The 14,678-nt window shown below is 66.5% G+C and carries 16 protein-coding genes; 8 read left to right on the top strand and 8 right to left on the bottom strand.

The genetic code is table 11. The features are described from left to right. The first annotated feature begins 60 nt into the window (after positions 1-60). The 4 genes from E8M01_RS30170 (at position 61) to E8M01_RS30155 (ending at position 2,940) form a co-directional block, all read left to right on the top strand. On the top strand, positions 61-807 hold the full coding sequence (locus tag E8M01_RS30170; RefSeq protein WP_211596676.1) for an SDR family oxidoreductase: 747 nt from the start codon (positions 61-63) through the stop codon (positions 805-807). Between the two features lie 152 nt (positions 808-959). Beyond that, a complete protein-coding gene (locus E8M01_RS30165) occupies positions 960-1,742 on the top strand; it encodes an NAD kinase (protein WP_136963545.1) in 783 nt (260 codons plus the stop codon). A 71-nt stretch (positions 1,743-1,813) separates the two neighbouring features. Next, positions 1,814-2,359, top strand: coding sequence for a response regulator (locus tag E8M01_RS30160; protein WP_136963544.1), 546 nt, complete (start codon positions 1,814-1,816; stop codon positions 2,357-2,359). 11 nt (positions 2,360-2,370) lie between these two features. After that, the gene (locus E8M01_RS30155; protein ID WP_136963543.1) at positions 2,371-2,940 is read left to right on the top strand and encodes an Hpt domain-containing protein; all 570 of its coding nucleotides are present in this window, start codon (positions 2,371-2,373) and stop codon (positions 2,938-2,940) included. A 36-nt stretch (positions 2,941-2,976) separates the two neighbouring features. Here E8M01_RS30155 and E8M01_RS36030 read toward each other — a convergent pair whose 3' ends face one another. The 3 genes from E8M01_RS36030 to E8M01_RS30140 all read right to left on the bottom strand — a co-directional run bounded on the left by E8M01_RS36030 (position 2,977) and on the right by E8M01_RS30140 (position 5,846). After that, on the bottom strand, positions 2,977-3,135 hold the full coding sequence (locus E8M01_RS36030) for a YjiS-like domain-containing protein (RefSeq protein WP_425467756.1): 159 nt from the start codon (positions 3,133-3,135) through the stop codon (positions 2,977-2,979). A 395-nt stretch (positions 3,136-3,530) separates the two neighbouring features. Beyond that, positions 3,531-4,715, bottom strand: a complete 1,185-nt coding sequence (locus tag E8M01_RS30145) for a DUF2336 domain-containing protein (RefSeq protein ID WP_136963541.1) — start codon at positions 4,713-4,715, stop codon at positions 3,531-3,533. Positions 4,716-4,832: 117 nt separating this feature from the next. Beyond that, positions 4,833-5,846 (bottom strand): lytic transglycosylase domain-containing protein, encoded by a 1,014-nt coding sequence (locus E8M01_RS30140; protein ID WP_136963540.1) that lies wholly within the window; start codon positions 5,844-5,846, stop codon positions 4,833-4,835. A gap of 159 nt (positions 5,847-6,005) precedes the next feature. Here E8M01_RS30140 and E8M01_RS30135 point away from each other — a divergent pair, with 159 nt between their 5' ends. After that, positions 6,006-6,500 carry a MaoC family dehydratase gene (locus tag E8M01_RS30135; protein ID WP_136963539.1) on the top strand — a complete coding sequence of 165 codons (495 nt, stop codon included), beginning with the start codon at positions 6,006-6,008 and terminating at the stop codon, positions 6,498-6,500. 3 nt (positions 6,501-6,503) lie between these two features. Continuing rightward, a complete protein-coding gene (locus E8M01_RS30130) occupies positions 6,504-7,373 on the top strand; it encodes an HpcH/HpaI aldolase/citrate lyase family protein (RefSeq protein ID WP_136963538.1) in 870 nt (289 codons plus the stop codon). Between the two features lie 281 nt (positions 7,374-7,654). Here E8M01_RS30130 and E8M01_RS30125 read toward each other — a convergent pair whose 3' ends face one another. Beyond that, a complete protein-coding gene (locus E8M01_RS30125) occupies positions 7,655-8,287 on the bottom strand; it encodes a flavin reductase family protein (RefSeq protein WP_136963537.1) in 633 nt (210 codons plus the stop codon). A 4-nt stretch (positions 8,288-8,291) separates the two neighbouring features. Beyond that, a complete protein-coding gene (locus E8M01_RS30120) occupies positions 8,292-8,870 on the bottom strand; it encodes a nitroreductase family protein (protein WP_136963536.1) in 579 nt (192 codons plus the stop codon). Between the two features lie 473 nt (positions 8,871-9,343). On the opposite strand from E8M01_RS30120, the gene E8M01_RS30115 reads away from it, so the two are divergent. Then, a complete protein-coding gene (locus tag E8M01_RS30115) occupies positions 9,344-10,120 on the top strand; it encodes a hypothetical protein (RefSeq protein WP_136963535.1) in 777 nt (258 codons plus the stop codon). A gap of 593 nt (positions 10,121-10,713) precedes the next feature. Here E8M01_RS30115 and thrS read toward each other — a convergent pair. Beyond that, entirely contained in the window at positions 10,714-12,681 is a 1,968-nt protein-coding gene (gene thrS / locus E8M01_RS30110; RefSeq protein ID WP_136963534.1) for a threonine--tRNA ligase, read from the bottom strand. Positions 12,682-12,932: 251 nt separating this feature from the next. Between thrS and E8M01_RS30105 the strand changes: the two genes are divergently transcribed. Beyond that, positions 12,933-13,658: a hypothetical protein gene (locus tag E8M01_RS30105; protein WP_136963533.1), complete on the top strand. Its 726-nt coding sequence runs from the start codon at positions 12,933-12,935 to the stop codon at positions 13,656-13,658. Positions 13,659-13,764: 106 nt separating this feature from the next. On the opposite strand, the gene yidD is transcribed toward E8M01_RS30105, so the two are convergent. Then, entirely contained in the window at positions 13,765-14,136 is a 372-nt protein-coding gene (gene yidD / locus E8M01_RS30100; RefSeq protein WP_136963532.1) for a membrane protein insertion efficiency factor YidD, read from the bottom strand. Between the two features lie 44 nt (positions 14,137-14,180). Next, positions 14,181-14,630 (bottom strand): iron-sulfur cluster assembly scaffold protein, encoded by a 450-nt coding sequence (locus E8M01_RS30095; RefSeq protein ID WP_136963531.1) that lies wholly within the window; start codon positions 14,628-14,630, stop codon positions 14,181-14,183. Positions 14,631-14,678: the final 48 nt, after the last annotated feature.

Here is a 14,678-nt window from a genome sequence, read left to right as displayed (position 1 = left end):
GCCAGTGTGCGCGCCGACAAAAACCGCGCCGCAAGGGCGTTGATCGGGAGGATCCAAGACATGCCGCAGAAGATCGCCGTCGTCACCGGAGCAGGCTCCGGCATCGGGCGCGCCTCGGCGCTTGCACTGGCCGCCGCGGGCTATGCGGTGGTCGCCGCCGGAAGGCGCAAGGACGAGCTGGACAAGACGGTCGCCGCGGCCGGCGCCGGCACGGTCGTCGCGGTGCCGACCGATGTCTCCGACGAAGCCTCGGTTGCCGCCCTGTTCAAGGCGGTGAAGGACAGGTTCGGCCGCATCGACGTGCTGTTCAACAACGCCGGCATGGGCGCGCCGGCGATCCCGATGGATCAGCTCACCGTTGCCCAGTGGAAACAGGTGGTGGACGTCAACCTGACCGGCTCGTTCCTGTGTGCCCAGGAGGCCATGCGATTGATGCGCGTCCAGTCGCCTAAAGGCGGCCGGATCATCAATAACGGCTCGATCTCGGCCTATGCGCCGAGGCCCTATTCGGCGCCCTATACCGCCACCAAACACGCCATTCTCGGCCTCACCAAGTCGATCTCGCTCGAGGGCCGCGCCGACCAGATCGTCTGTTCGCAGATCGATGTCGGCAATGCCGCGACCGAAATGACCGAGCGGATGACCAATGGCGTGCTGCAGGCGGATTTCTCGGTCAAGGTCGAGCCGCGGATGAACGTCAAACATGTCGCCGATTCGGTCGTGCACATTGCCAACCTGCCGCTCGACGTCAACGTGCTGACCATGACCGTCATGGCCAACGACATGCCCTTCGTCGGCCGCGGCTGATCGCCCCCGCTCCGCCGTGACCCGCATCGGCGCCGCCCGGCGCCGGTGCCTGAGCGCCTCGACAAGGCTCGCGGCGCTCGTATAGACGAGATTGACATCTGGCGGTGCTACGCTCGCACTGCGCCAGCTCCTCTTCTGCATGACGGCCCGCCATGTCGGACCAACGTCCTGATCCGCCCAAGATCGCCTTCGTCGCCTCGCCGGCGCCGGAAGCCCAGGCGGCCTTCGCCAGCCTGGCGCAGCGTTATGGCTCGGTCGAGCCTGATGCGGCCGACGTGATCGTCACGCTCGGCGGCGACGGCCTGATGCTGCAGACCCTGCATCGGTTCATTTCGACGGGAAAGCCGATCTACGGCATGAACCGCGGCTCGGTCGGTTTCCTGATGAACGAATATATCGAGGCCGGGCTGGTCGAGCGGATCCAGGCGGCCGAGCGCTCGGTGATCCATCCGCTCGCCATGACCACCGTCGATGTCCATGGCGAAAGGCATGATGCCCTTGCCATCAATGACGTGGCGCTGCTCCGGCAAACCTCGCAGATCGCCAAGCTGCGCATCCTGGTCGACGGGCAGTTGCGCATGGACGAGCTGGCCGGCGACGGCGTGCTGGTGGCGACGCCCGCCGGTTCGACCGCCTACAACCTCTCCGCCAATGGTCCGATCCTGCCCTTGAACACCAACCTGCTGGCGATCACCCCGATCTCGCCGTTCCGGCCGAGGCGCTGGCGCGGCGCGCTGCTGCCCGACCGGGTGGCGGTGCGCATCGAAGTGATCGAGCCGACCCGCCGGCCGGTCAGCGCCACCGCCGACAATGACGAGGTGCGCGAGGTGGCCAGCGTCGATATCGCCATGGACCGCTCGCGCAGCATGGTGCTGCTGCATGATCCCGGCCATTCGCTGGACGAGCGCATCCTGCGCGAGCAGTTCGGCGAATAGAGCCTCGGACCACGCCGCGGGCGTTTCAGCCTTAACGCTTCGTTGAGCCGTGGCGGCTAAATTCGCCTGCGATGATCCGCATCGATTTCAACCGGTTGCGATTCCTTGTCATTGACGACAACGCGCATATGCGCCGCATCGTCAGGACCCTGCTGCATGGCTTCGGCGCGCGCGAGGTCTATGAGGCCGAGGACGGCGCGGCGGGGCTCGAGGGCTTCACCCATTACATGCCCGACATCGTCATCACCGACTGGTCGATGCCGATCTTCGACGGGCTCGAGCTGACCAGCATGATCCGCCAGCCCGGCGCCAACGCCAATCCCTATGTGGCGATCATCATGCTGACCGGCCATTCCGAAAAGAAACGCGTGCTGGAATCGCGCGACGCCGGCGTCACCGAATTCCTGGCCAAGCCGATTTCGGCCAAGGCGCTGTACCAGCGCATCCTGAATGTCGTGGTGAATCCGCGGCCGTTCATCAAGACCAAGACCTTTTTCGGCCCGGACCGCCGGCGCAACCACGGTTCCAGCTATGTCGGGCCGGAACGTCGCAAGAGCGACAAGAGCGAAACCATCCGGGTTCAGCCCTTGCTGGACAAGACCAAAAGTTCGGTGTGACGGACAGACCCATGAAGAAGCGCCCAGAGGCCAAGTTGGACGAGGCCAGCGTCAAGAGCTTCGGTGACTACGAGGTCATCGTCCCCAAACACAACCTGCGCACCTTTGTCCACAAGGTCGACGGGCCGGATGACGGTTTCGGCGGGATCGATCCGGAGGCGATCGAGCGCGCCGAAGCGGCCCTTGCCGAATTGTCGGTCGAGTTCGACGGCTGGATGGACAAGGAAGTGGCCCGGCTGACCAGCGCGCGCGATGCGGCGGCAGCCCAGGGTCTCGATGCCGCGACCCGCGCCGATCTGTTTTCGGCGGCCCATGACATCAAGGGCGAGGCCGCCACTTTCGGCTACCCGCTGGCGGCGCGCGTCGCCGACAGCCTGTCGCTGCTGCTGCAGGGGATCGACGACCCCGCCGAGGTGCCCTGGGCCTTGGCCAACCAGCATGTCGACGCGATCAGAGCCATCGTGCGCGAGACCGCCAAGGGGCTCGATCACCCGGTCGCCGCGGAACTGGTCGACCAGCTGGTCGCGGTGACGACCGAAAAGCTGATCGAGATCACCGGCGCGCCGCCACTGGTGCCGTGAGAGACCTGGATCGCGCATCGGGCCTTCAAAGGACTCTCACCGCATCGACATGAGGTTTCTCATCAATGCGGCGTCGACTTCCAAAACTGGCCGGTTGCCGCGTGCGACAGTCCGGTCGATGCCTGCATCTTCGAGTTGGGCATCAGACAGTTCTGCGAGGGTTCGCCGAGCGCGTGCCCGGGCATAGCGGCGCATGATGGCGTGAACGCCGGCCCTGACAGCCTGCCCGAAGCCGTTGGATGCCGTCCCGGTCGTACCAATCGTGGCGTAGTGTAGGTCTGACATCGCGCGTCTCCCCGGCTCTGGTCCGGCATCTTCGCGGCAAGCGGTTTTGCTCGGATCATGCCAAGACGTGAAACCCGCGATTGCGACTTCCAAATTTCGGCTCTGCGGATAGGACCCGTCTTCCCCGGCCGCCGCGTCATCGGAACCAATGAGGCTGCTACGGTCGTTGCTGGCCCGACTTTCAGGAGCGCTGAGCGGGCTCTGAGCTCATCAAGCGTCGCGCTGCGACCACTTCGAACTGGAGCGGTCGGGCGGTGCCGCACAAAGGGCGGCAAACCTTGATGCAGTGCTTCAGCCTGATGTGATCAGGCCGCGGCCGAAAGCGGGAAAGCCAGATCGTCGTCATCGCGCGCATCCCGGCCGGCGATCAGATCTTCGGTAAAGGCGCGGGCTTCGTCGCGCGCGGCTTCGGCGGCGAAACGGCGCAGCAGCGCCAGCAACTGATCGAGGTCGTTTGCCGCCAGCGGCGCATAGGCCGTCAGCACGCGCTCGACCATGCGCCGGCGCAATTGCGCGTCGCCGCCGCGGCCGGCGCCGTCGGCATGCCAGGCGTCGAGGGCCGCGCCGAAGGCCGGATAGGCCGCGGCCGGCAGGCCCGCCTTGTCGTAGAGGGCGCGAAAGCCGGCGCCGCGGCGGTCGTTGACGAGACCGGCGACCCGCCGGGCGGTGAGACCCGACAGTTCGGCCAGCGCCTCCTCGAACAGGCGGACGTGGCCGGACAGCAGGGCGCGCAGCACCAGCCCGGTGGTGAGCTGGCCGGATTGGCGCAGGTGCCGCGCCAGGGGGCGAAGGGCATCGCCACGGACCGCCGCGGCAATCACCACGGTGGCCTTTTCGGAGGCCTCCTTGACGATCCGCCCGGCACGCTCCCTGGCGAGCCAGGCCCGGTCCGAGACGAAAGCCGAGAGGGCTTCGGAGAGTTTGACCACCAGCGCCTGGCGGGCGCCGGCCGTCAGGTCGTCGCGGCGGAACAGCGCTTCGCGAATCTCGGCCTGGTCGCCGAAGCGTTCGACGATCCGGTCGATCGAGAAGGCCGGAACATCGGCGGCCTCGAGCGAGACCACGGCAAGACAGGCCTCCAGGCAACCGACCTCGGCGATCGCGGCCGCCACCGGCGCCGGCACCTCGCGCCTGCGGGCAACCGCATATTGCACCAGCGGCTCGCCGGTGCCGACGAGATCGACCAGCTCGGCATCGAGCAGCAGCGGCGAATGCCGCGCGACGATCGCGGCGATCTCCGGCTGGTCCTGCAACAGGCCGGCCAGCACGGTGTGCGGCGCGTCCTCCGAGGCCGCCAGCGCCTCGGCGAGCGCCCGGCGGACCAAGGGCGAGGGATCGTCGAGCAGCACGATCATCGCGGCCTCGGCGGCGGCACGGTCGCCCGGCGTCAGATCGGAATGGAGATAGGCGCGTGCCAGGGCGGAGGTGGCATCGGCCCTGTCGCCGGCTGGAGCGGTCTGGATCCAGCGGAGGAAGTGACGCACGATCATTGAGAAGCGCCTGCAGAGGCGAGAGCCCGACGCCCCCGCAGAGCAAAGCTAGCGCGCGGCCGCTTAATAAAGCGTTCACTATGAAATTTAACGGTTTTTCGACTTCGCGACGCTGCGTCAGCGATGTTCGGCGGTGCGCCTGAACTGGCTGAGATCGAGCGGGCCGCTGCGGCCGGCCGGTTCGGTGCGCACCGGCATGAAGGGGCCGCCGACCGGCGCCCGGCCATTGGCCGGTGCAACGGTCGAGACGGGGGCCGCAACCGGCGGCGCGACACTCGGCGCGCTGGTGCTGGTCTGCGCCAGGGCGGTCTCGGCGGTCACCGGTTCACGTGTCGAAGCGCCGCGGCCGAGCGAAGCCCAGGTGGCCGAGACGAAGGCATTGATCGGACCGGCTCCGGAGGCGAACATCGAGTGGAACGGCCGGTTCGGATTGGCGTTCATGCGCGGCACGGCCGACCAGGAGCCACGATCCGATTCGGTTTCCGGCGCGACCGCAGGGCTCGCGGCAGCCGGCTGAACCGTGGCGGCCGGGCTGGCGCCGGCAACCGCCGTGGTCTGGCCGGAGCTGAGCAGGCCATAGACCTCGGCGACGGTGCGCGGCCGGCCATTGTCGAAAAAGATCCGGCGATTGGCGCCGGCGGCGTCCGGAAAGGCCCGCGCCGCGATCGCCTGCGGATTGGTCTGGTTGAGGCCGATCAGGCGCGAGGCGCCGCCCGAGCCGAGGAAATGCGCCATGTAGAGCTCGCCTTCGGTCGGGTTGCGACCCGTGGCGGCGCGCAGATCGGCGGCATTGCGGTTGGTGAAGGCGCCGGCCATCAGGGCCGCGACCTTCGGATCGTCGCGCAGCGCCAGGATCTGCTGGCGGGTGGCGGCATCGGCGACCACCGGCTGGCCATTGCTGTTGGAACCGATCTGCGCGGCGTAGCGCTCGAGGCCGAGCTTGCGGCCTTCGTCGCGCACCATGGTCAGCCAGGTCGTGTCGATGAACTGGTAGAGGCCGCGGGCGCTGGAGGTGGGTGCCTGCGCCGAGGGCTGCAGGCTCGACTCGCGCTGCGCCGTGCGCAACAGATAATCGAACCCGGCGCCGGTGGTCTGGGCCGCCGACTGGATCGCCGAGACGACACGATTCACCCCGGCTTCCGTCGCGCTGGTCGGACGGCTCTGCGGATCGGCAGGTGAACGGAAAAGGAACATCTTGGCAGGACCCCGGAGGTGATACCTCCAGGTTCAATCCTGCGTCATTATGGTAAACGAAATCCTAATCCCCTCACCCGCGATGGCGCAGATCCCATGACCTCCACCGTTCTGATCACCGATGCTCAACGCCATCCGCGCGGCGGCATCTATTTCGACGACTTCGCCGTCGGCCAGCTCATCAAGCACCGCTTCACCCGTTCGGTGACGCAAATGGACAATGTGCTGTTCTCCAATCTGACGATGAATCCGCAGCCGTTGCATATCGACCGGCAGTTTTCGGCCGAATCGGAGTGGGGCAAGCCGTTGATGAACTCGCTGTTCACGCTCGGCCTGATGATCGGCATTTCGGTGCCCGACACCACCAATGGCACGCTGTTCGCCAATCTCGGCATGACCGATGTGAAGTTCCCCCACCCGCTGTTCGAGGACGACACCGTGCATTGCGAGAGCCAGGTGGTGGCCAAGCGCGAATCGAAATCGCGGCCGACCATGGGCGTGATCGAATTTCATCACCGCGCCTTCAACCAGAACGACAAGCTGGTGGCGGAATGCCTGCGCCAATCGCTCGTTCTCAAGCGCCCGGCCTGACCCATGCGCTCCATGCTGTTCGTGCCGGCCGATTCGGAAAAGAAGCTGGGCAAGAGCCTGGCGAGCGGCGCCGATGCGTTGATCCTGGATCTGGAAGATTCGGTCGCTGCCGCCAACAAGCCGCTGGCGCGCGATATCGCCCGGGCTTTCCTTTCAACCCATGCCGCCTCGACCGACCGGCCCTTGCTGATGGTCAGGGTCAATGCGCTGGATAGCGGGCTGACCGATGCCGATCTCGGCGCGGTGGTCGGCGCGAAGCCGGACGCGATCATGCTGCCGAAGGCCGAACGCGGCGCCGACGTCATCCATCTCGATGCCAAGCTGACCGCGCTCGAAGCGGTGCACGGGCTTGCCGAGGGGTCGATCAAGATCGTCGTGGTGGCAACCGAGACGGCCAAGGCGGTGTTCAACCTCGGCAGCTACCAGGGCGCCAGCCCGAGGCTGACCGGCCTCACCTGGGGCGCCGAGGACCTCTCCGCCGATATCGGCGCGGAGACCAACCGGGCCGCCGACGGCCGCCATACCGAGCCGTTCCGCATGGCCCGGTCGCTCTGCCTGTTCGGCGCGGTGGCGGCCGGCGCCCAGCCGATCGACACGGTGTTTCCGGCGTTCCGCGACAGCGAGGGCCTCAGGCGGGAATGCGAGGAGGCCCGTCGCGACGGCTTCACCGGCAAGATGGCGATCCATCCGGCGCAGGTGCCGGTGATCAACGCGGTGTTCACGCCGACCGCCGAGGCGATCGCCGAGGCCCAGGCGGTGATCGACGCCTTTGCCGCCAATCCGGCCGCAGGCGTGGTCAATATATCAGGTGAAATGTTCGACCGGCCGCACCTGACGCGGGCCGAGCGGCTCATCGCCCGCAGCAAGGGCTGAGAGGCGTCGACGACTTCCGCGGTCAAGGCATGCGTATGCTTCGCGGGAAAAGTCGTGGATGGCCGGGACAAGCCCGGCCAGGACGAAGCGGGCGGTGAGGACGGACACGAGCCCAGCCGGTGGCTCCGCCGAGAAGAACCGCAGGCGATCGATCGCTGGCGCGACGCCTCACACCGCGTCTTGGCCGGGCTTGTCCCGGCCACCCACGTCTTGTCCCGACCAAACAGACACATGCCTGCACCAAGCGCGGGCATGACGCGTCGCGCCCGCGCTTTGCAGGCTCAGCGCTTGCGCTCGTTGAAATTGCCACCGCCGGGCGGCCGGGTCATCTTGAACATCTGCTCCGGCCCGACCTGGAAATACTGGTCGTAGCCGGCGCGCATGATCGGCCGCATCGCGCCGGTGTCGACAATGCCGTCGCGGATGAAGGCATCGTCGATATAGATGCCGAGCACCTGGCCAATGATCAGGAAATAATTGGTGACGCCTTCCAGCGAGGTCAGCGGCACGGTCTGCAGATATTTGCATTCGAGCGCCGCCGGCGACGCCTTGACCCGGGGCGGCTTGACAAATTTCGAAGGCGCGGCTTCGAGGCCGGCAAAGGCCATTTCATCCTCGCCGCGCGGCAGCGGCGCCGAGGTGCGGTTCATTTCCTCGCGCAGGTCGAAGGTCGACAGCGAACAGGTGAATTCGCCGGTCTCCTCGATGAAGGCGCGGGCATCCTTCATGCCGCCGCCGCCGAAGGCGACCATGTGCGGCTTGTCGGAAATGGCGTTGAAGAAGGAATAGGGCGAACAATTGACCCGGCCGTCCCTGTCGAGCGCGGTGATCCAGCCGATCGGACGCGGCGCGACCACCGCCTTGAACGGATCATAAGGCAGGCCGTGATCGGCGGCGGTGACATTGTAATGCATGAGATCAGCCTTCGAAGTGCGAGATGATGCTGGCCATATCCGGTCGGACGCGGTCTTCGGCCTTGGCGGTGGGCGTGCCGATATGGACGAAACCGGCGATCTTTTCGGCGGCCGCAAGACCCAGCCGGTCCAGCACGCGCCGGTCATAGGCTGGCCATTCGGTCACCCAGTTGCCGCCGAAACCGAAGGCGGCGGCGGCATGCAGCAGGTTGAGGCCGACCGCGCCGGCCGACATCAGCTGTTCCCATTCCGGAATTTTGACATGCGGACCGGCGCGCGAGACGACGGCGACACAGACCGGCGCCCGGCTGAAACGGGCGGCGTCGGCTTCGAGTTTTTTGGCGTCGGCGGCCGGATCATCGGCCTTGGCGAGCTCGACCAGAAAGGCGCCGAGCCTGGCGCCGGCCGCCCGGTCGATGATGATGAAACGCCAGGGCGCCAGCTTGCCGTGATCGGGAACCCGGGCCGCTATGGCGAGCATGTCGGTCAAAGTGGCTGCGTCCGGCCCCGGCTCGGCCATCAGCGGGAACGGCACGGAACGGCGGGTCTTCAGATGAGCGATCAGATCTGCGGATGCGGGCATGGCTGCGGTTTCCTCGGGGTCAGCGCTCAACTAGGTCGGTTCGGCCGCCACGCCAAGACCTTATCCCGTTGACCGAGACGCTTTCCCCTTGCCTGCAGGGCTGATGCGCAGCAAAAAGGCCATAATGTCCGGAGAATGGTTCACGGGAAACGCGGACCCTAGAAATATCAGCCGATGCCACCGACCGCCAAGCGCCTGTGTTCGTCCTGTCTCGCCGCGGTGATCGCCACCACGGCGCCCCTGGGCGTGGCGGTGGCGCAGTCGCCGCGGCTCACCCAAGGGGCGGGATCCGGCGCGGCACCGCTGCAGACCGAGCTTGCGCCGCTGGCCTCCGAACCGCAGCGCCGGCGCCGGCATATCCCGGGCGGCGCCGCCACGCCGTTCTTCACCTTGCCGGACGGCGCCCTGCCCTTCGCCCCCAGGCGGGCACCAGTCCGCTGCAGCTGCAAGGCGCGCCGCCGCAGCCCAATATCGTGCCGCAATTCACCGACCGCACTCCGGTCAATTTCGACGCCCGCTACAAGCAGAACGGCCAGTTCGTCCGCGGCGGGCTGCACTGGCGGGTCTTCGCCGACCAGCCGGAGGCCAATGGCGCCATCGCGCTGATCACCGAATCGCGCGATGCCGCGCCGACTTTTGCGCTCAGGCCCGGCACCTATATCGTCCACACCGCGTTCGGCACGGTGGCCCAGGCCCAGAAGGTCGAGATCGGCACCGGCCCGTTCCGCCAGACCATGGTGCTGAACGCCGGCGCGCTGAAACTGGTCGGCAAGGTCGGCGAACGCGACATTCCCAATGCCCGGCTGGCTTTCGATATTTTTGCCGGTGGCCTGTTCGACGGCGGCGAGCCGCGCCTGGTCATGCGCCAGGCACCGGCCGGCGACCTGATCGCCCTGACCGAGGGCACCTATCACATCGTTTCGGTCTATGGCGACGCCAATGCCACCATCCGCGCCGATATCCGGATCCGGGCCGGACAGGTGACGGACGCGACCATCCATCACCGCGCCGCCAATGTCAGCCTGAGGCTGGTCAAGGAGCGCGAAGGCGGCGAGCCGATCGGCAATGCCGCCTGGACCGTGCTGACGCCCGGCGGCGACGTGATCAAGGAATCGATCGGCGCCTTCCCCTCCATGGTGCTGCAGGAGGGCGAATATCTCGCCATCGCCCGCTATGAGGGCCGCGTGTTCAACCGGAAATTCCAGGTCGAAGCGGGCAAGGACCTGGAGCTTCAGGTCGTCGCGCGGTAGGGTTTGGCACGTTGGTGCTGCGCATCAGGGGCCAGCGTCTCTTCCCTTGCAACAGGGATAGCCGTCCTTCGAGGGTCGCGCCGGAACCACGACCTTCACCTCTCCCCAGCGGGCTATCGGATTCACACATCTCGACAATCCATGTCTTGGCGCGGTGTTTCTCGCTTCGTCATGGCCGTGCTTGTCACGGCCATCCACGTCCTCCGCGGTCAAGGCAATGCGTGGATGGCCGGCACAAGGCCGGCCATGACGAAAAAGGACGGCGCATGCGCTATCCGTGGTTCTCGTGCGAAGCCTTGAGAGGTGGCGAATTCAGGCCGCTTTGAGAGATGTGTGAATGTCGTAGCCCCAGCGGGAGAGGGGGGTGGGGCGCTCGTCGAAGAGGCATCTTGCGAAGCGCATAAAGCCCTGTTGGGAAAGATCTATTCCCCCTCTCCCGGCGCTGGCGCGCCGACCTCTCCCCGCCGGGGCGAGGTGGGGCCGGTGGTTCCGGAGCGCGCGCCAGAAAGGACAACCGACCTTTCTGCGGAGATCCCGTTTCCCGCCCGCCAAAAGACAGGGGCCTTGGCTTTCACCAAGGCCCCTGAATTCGATCACGCCGCGCGGGCGCGCCGGACATCCGGCGGGGTCGCTTCATCGGTCAAGGTGGCGACGATCTGGTCGAGGCTGACGGTCTCCTGCGCCTGCGAGCCGAGCCGGCGGACCGAGACGGAGCGCTCGGCCGCCTCTTTCTTGCCGACCGCCAGGATCACCGGGACCTTGCCGAGCGAGTGCTCGCGCACCTTGTAGGAGATCTTCTCGTTGCGCAGGTCGGCATCGGCCCTCAGCCCGGCCTTGCGGCAGGCGGCGAGCACTTCCAGGCCGTAATCGTCGGCCTCCGAGGTGATCGGGCAGATGATCACCTGTTTCGGCGCGAACCAGAACGGGAAATGGCCGGCATAGTGCTCGATGAGAATGCCGATGAAACGCTCCATCGAACCGCAGATCGCCCGGTGGATCATGACCGGCGTGGTCTTTTCGCCATCGGGGCCAATATAGAAGGCGCCGAACCGTTCCGGCAGGTTGAAATCGACCTGGGTCGTGCCGCATTGCCATTCCCGGCCAATGGCGTCACGCAGCACATATTCGAATTTCGGCCCGTAGAAGGCGCCCTCGCCCGGATTGATCGCGGTCTTGATGCGGTTGCCGGACTGGTGCGCAATGGTCTTCAGCACCTCGCCCATGACCTCTTCGGCGCGATCCCACATGGCGTCGGTACCGACCCGCTTGTCGGGCCGGGTCGACAGCTTCACCACGATCTCGTCGAAGCCGAAATCGGCATAGGTGGTCAGGATCAGCTCGTTGATGCGGATACATTCCGCGGCCATCTGCTCGTCGGTGCAGAAGACATGGGCGTCGTCCTGGGTGAAACCGCGCACGCGCATCAGGCCATGCAGGGCGCCTGATGGTTCGTAGCGGTGAACGACGCCGAATTCCGCAAGTTTCATCGGTAGATCGCGGTAACTCTTCAAGCCATGCTTGAAGATCTGGACGTGGCCAGGGCAGTTCATCGGCTTGATCGCGAACCAGCGCTTGTCCTCGGCTTCGTCGCCGGCCGACTGGGCCGCGAACATGTTCTCGCGATACCACTCCCAATGGCCCGAGGTCTCCCACAACGACTTGTCGAGCAGCTGCGGCGCATTGACCTCCTGGTATTCCATCTCGTTGAGGCGGCGGCGCATATAGGCGACCAGGTTCTGGAACATGGTCCAGCCCTTGGCGTGCCAGAACACGACGCCCGGCCCCTCCTCCTGGAAGTGGAACAGGTCCATTTCGCGGCCGAGCTTGCGGTGGTCCCGCTTCTCGGCTTCCTCGAGCATGTGGGCATAAGCCTTCAGCTCGTCGTCGGTGCGCCAGGCCGTGGCATAGATGCGGGTCAGCATCGGGTTCTTGGCGTCGCCGCGCCAATAGGCACCCGCCACCCGCATCAGCTTGAAGGAATTGCCGATCTGGCCGGTCGAGGCCATGTGCGGGCCGCGGCAGAGATCGAACCAGCCGCCCTGGTCATAAAGCTTGATCTGCTGGTCGGCGGGGATCGCCTCGACCAGTTCGACCTTGAAGGCCTCGCCCTTGTCCCGGAAGATCCGGATCGCCTCTTCGCGCGACACGACGCGCTTGGTGAAGGGCTTGTTGGCGGCGATGATCTTGCGCATCTCGGCTTCGATCGCGCCGAAATCTTCCGGCGTGAACGGCTCGTTGCGGAAGAAGTCGTAATAGAAGCCGTTCTCGATCACCGGGCCAATGGTCACCTGGGTGCCCGGCCACAGCTTCTGCACCGCTTCCGCCATCACATGGGCGGCGTCGTGGCGGATCAGCTCGAGCGCCTCGGCGCTCTCGCGCGACAGGAATTCGATATTGGCGTCGCGCAGGATCGGATCGGAGAGGTCGGTGACCACCCCGTCGAGCTTCACGGCAATCGATCTTTTGGCAAGCGAAGGGGCAATGGCCTTGGCGACGTCGAGGCCGGTCGCACCGGCATCATAGGAACGTTTCGCGCCATCGGGGAAAGTCAGCACGGGCATGGAATTCTCCTCTCACTCCTGCCGACAGAGCAGGTAAGGGGGTGGACGATAGGGTGGATCCGTCAGCCGGACTTGCCGCACACAGGCGCGGCATACGGTCGACGAAGGAGGCTGGGATAGCGGAGCCCGGCGGCCAGGGCAATGCTTGGACGATCAATGCTTGGACGATCAATCCTTGGCCGATCAATCCTTGCGCGATCGATCGTTCTTCCCCCGGCCGGCGGCGACGGCTAGCCTTGGCGGCGATGCGCATGACCCTCGCCCTTCTCGCCGGTCTCGCGGCAAGCCTCTGGCCGGTGCCGCCGGCGCATGCCCAGCCGGCGCCCCCGCCGGCGACGCCGGGCGAGGCGCTATCGCCTGCCCCTGCCCCGCGCGCGGCCCAGCCGGCGATGACACCGATGACCTTTACCCGGATGACCGGCACGCCCGGCGCCTGCGGCCAGGGCTGTTCGGAATGGATCGCCGCCGAAGGCGTGATCCTGCCCGGCACGGTGGTGACCTTCGCCGCCCTGGTGCAGCAGCTCGGGACCGCCAGGCCGCCGATCGCCATCCATTCGGAAGGCGGCCTTGTCGACGTCTCGATGGCGCTCGGCCGGATCGTCAGGCGCGCCAGGCTCGACACGATCGTGGCGCGCACCGAACGGTCCGGCGAGACCCCGACGCTCGCCCTCGACGGCGTCTGTTACGGCTCCTGCCTCTACCTCCTGGTTGCCGGCGTGCAGCGGGCGGCAGCCCCCGGAGCGGTCATCTCGATCAGTCCGATCGACTTCCGCCATCCGGCCGGCGGCGCCTTGCCCGACGCGCTCCGGCAGAAACTGATCGCCGCGACCCTGGAGCGGGTGCGCGGCTATTTCGGCGACATGGGTCTCGATCCGGCGCTCGGCGGCCTGATGGACGGCGAACAGCACGATGCCTTCTATCCCGAACGGGGCATCCTGGAGGGTTATGGCATCATCACCCGCGATCAAGGTTTCTGATTGCGGGGGATCAAGGTTTCTGATCGCGAGGGGATCAAGGTTTCTGATCGCGGGGGGATCAAGGTTTCTGATCGCGGGGGGATCAAGGTTTCTGATCGCGGGGGGATCAAGGTTTCTGAGCGACGTCCACGGCTTCGCAGACCGGCCCGCCCCTGCGCCAGCGCCATTGACCGTAACGCCAGGGCAGAAACCAGCGTGCCCGGTCCGGCAGGACGAGCGGCGGGTTGTCGATGCCGGAAGTGCCAAGCGGATGGCAGCGGCAAAGCCTGGCAAAACCGGTCCAGCCGCCGGCCCAGAGGCCATGGCGCATGACCGCCTCGTCCATATAGGCCGAACAGCTGGGCATATGCCGGCACCAGCGGCCGACCAGCATGGAAATGCTCAGCTGGTAGCCGCGCAGCAGCCAATGGCCGGCCAGCCTCGGCCAGCGCCGCGGACGCTTGTCGTCAAACAGCCGGTCGAGATCGGAGCCGCTCATCGGCTGCCTCTTAGCATGGGCGCCGGCTGTCGGGGCTCACGGATCTATTCGGCGGCTTCGGGTGCCCGCGCCGCCTGGATCTTGCCGATCGCGTCGACCACCGCGTCGAAGGTCAGGAGTGTCGAGGCATGGCGGGCCTTGTAGTCGCGCACCGGCTCGAGCACCGCGATATCGGCCCATTTGCCCGAAGGCGGCTGACCGTTTTCCTTCAGCATGCGCCTGACCGCCTCACGCAAGTCCCGGAGTTCCGCGGCGCTGGAGCCGACGACATGGCGCGCCATGATCGAGGACGAGGCCTGGCCGAGCGCGCAGGCCTTCACCTCATGGGCGAAATCGGCGACCCGGTCGCCGTCCATGACGAGATCGACGGTCACCGTCGAACCGCAGAGCTTGGAATGGGCTGTGGCGCTCGCCTGCGGCTGCGCCAGGCGGCCGAGCCGCGGGATATCGGCGGCCAATTCCAGGATGCGCTTGTTGTAGATATCGTCGATCACGGCGGCGGTTCCCTGCGGCCGAAAGATGAACAACTGTTCATGGGCCGT

Source organism: Phreatobacter stygius, from assembly GCF_005144885.1.
GTDB classification, from domain to species: Bacteria; Pseudomonadota; Alphaproteobacteria; order Rhizobiales; family Phreatobacteraceae; genus Phreatobacter; species Phreatobacter stygius.
Note: the sequence above shows the minus strand (reverse complement) of the source record. Positions and strands in the feature narration are given on the sequence as shown.

What these genes read in the sequence shown, in the direction of transcription:
- E8M01_RS30170 (WP_211596676.1), top strand. Translation starts at nt 61, where the DNA reads ATGCCGCAGAAGATCGCCGTCGTCACCGGAGCAGGCTCCGGCATCGGG.
- E8M01_RS30165 (WP_136963545.1), top strand. Translation starts at nt 960, where the DNA reads ATGTCGGACCAACGTCCTGATCCGCCCAAGATCGCCTTCGTCGCCTCG.
- E8M01_RS30160 (WP_136963544.1), top strand. Translation starts at nt 1,814, where the DNA reads ATGATCCGCATCGATTTCAACCGGTTGCGATTCCTTGTCATTGACGAC.
- E8M01_RS30155 (WP_136963543.1), top strand. Translation starts at nt 2,371, where the DNA reads ATGAAGAAGCGCCCAGAGGCCAAGTTGGACGAGGCCAGCGTCAAGAGC.
- E8M01_RS36030 (WP_425467756.1), bottom strand. Translation starts at nt 3,135, where the DNA reads ATGCGCCGCTATGCCCGGGCACGCGCTCGGCGAACCCTCGCAGAACTG.
- E8M01_RS30145 (WP_136963541.1), bottom strand. Translation starts at nt 4,715, where the DNA reads ATGATCGTGCGTCACTTCCTCCGCTGGATCCAGACCGCTCCAGCCGGC.
- E8M01_RS30135 (WP_136963539.1), top strand. Translation starts at nt 6,006, where the DNA reads ATGACCTCCACCGTTCTGATCACCGATGCTCAACGCCATCCGCGCGGC.
- E8M01_RS30130 (WP_136963538.1), top strand. Translation starts at nt 6,504, where the DNA reads ATGCGCTCCATGCTGTTCGTGCCGGCCGATTCGGAAAAGAAGCTGGGC.
- E8M01_RS30125 (WP_136963537.1), bottom strand. Translation starts at nt 8,287, where the DNA reads ATGCATTACAATGTCACCGCCGCCGATCACGGCCTGCCTTATGATCCG.
- E8M01_RS30120 (WP_136963536.1), bottom strand. Translation starts at nt 8,870, where the DNA reads ATGCCCGCATCCGCAGATCTGATCGCTCATCTGAAGACCCGCCGTTCC.
- thrS (WP_136963534.1), bottom strand. Translation starts at nt 12,681, where the DNA reads ATGCCCGTGCTGACTTTCCCCGATGGCGCGAAACGTTCCTATGATGCC.
- E8M01_RS30105 (WP_136963533.1), top strand. Translation starts at nt 12,933, where the DNA reads ATGACCCTCGCCCTTCTCGCCGGTCTCGCGGCAAGCCTCTGGCCGGTG.
- yidD (WP_136963532.1), bottom strand. Translation starts at nt 14,136, where the DNA reads ATGAGCGGCTCCGATCTCGACCGGCTGTTTGACGACAAGCGTCCGCGG.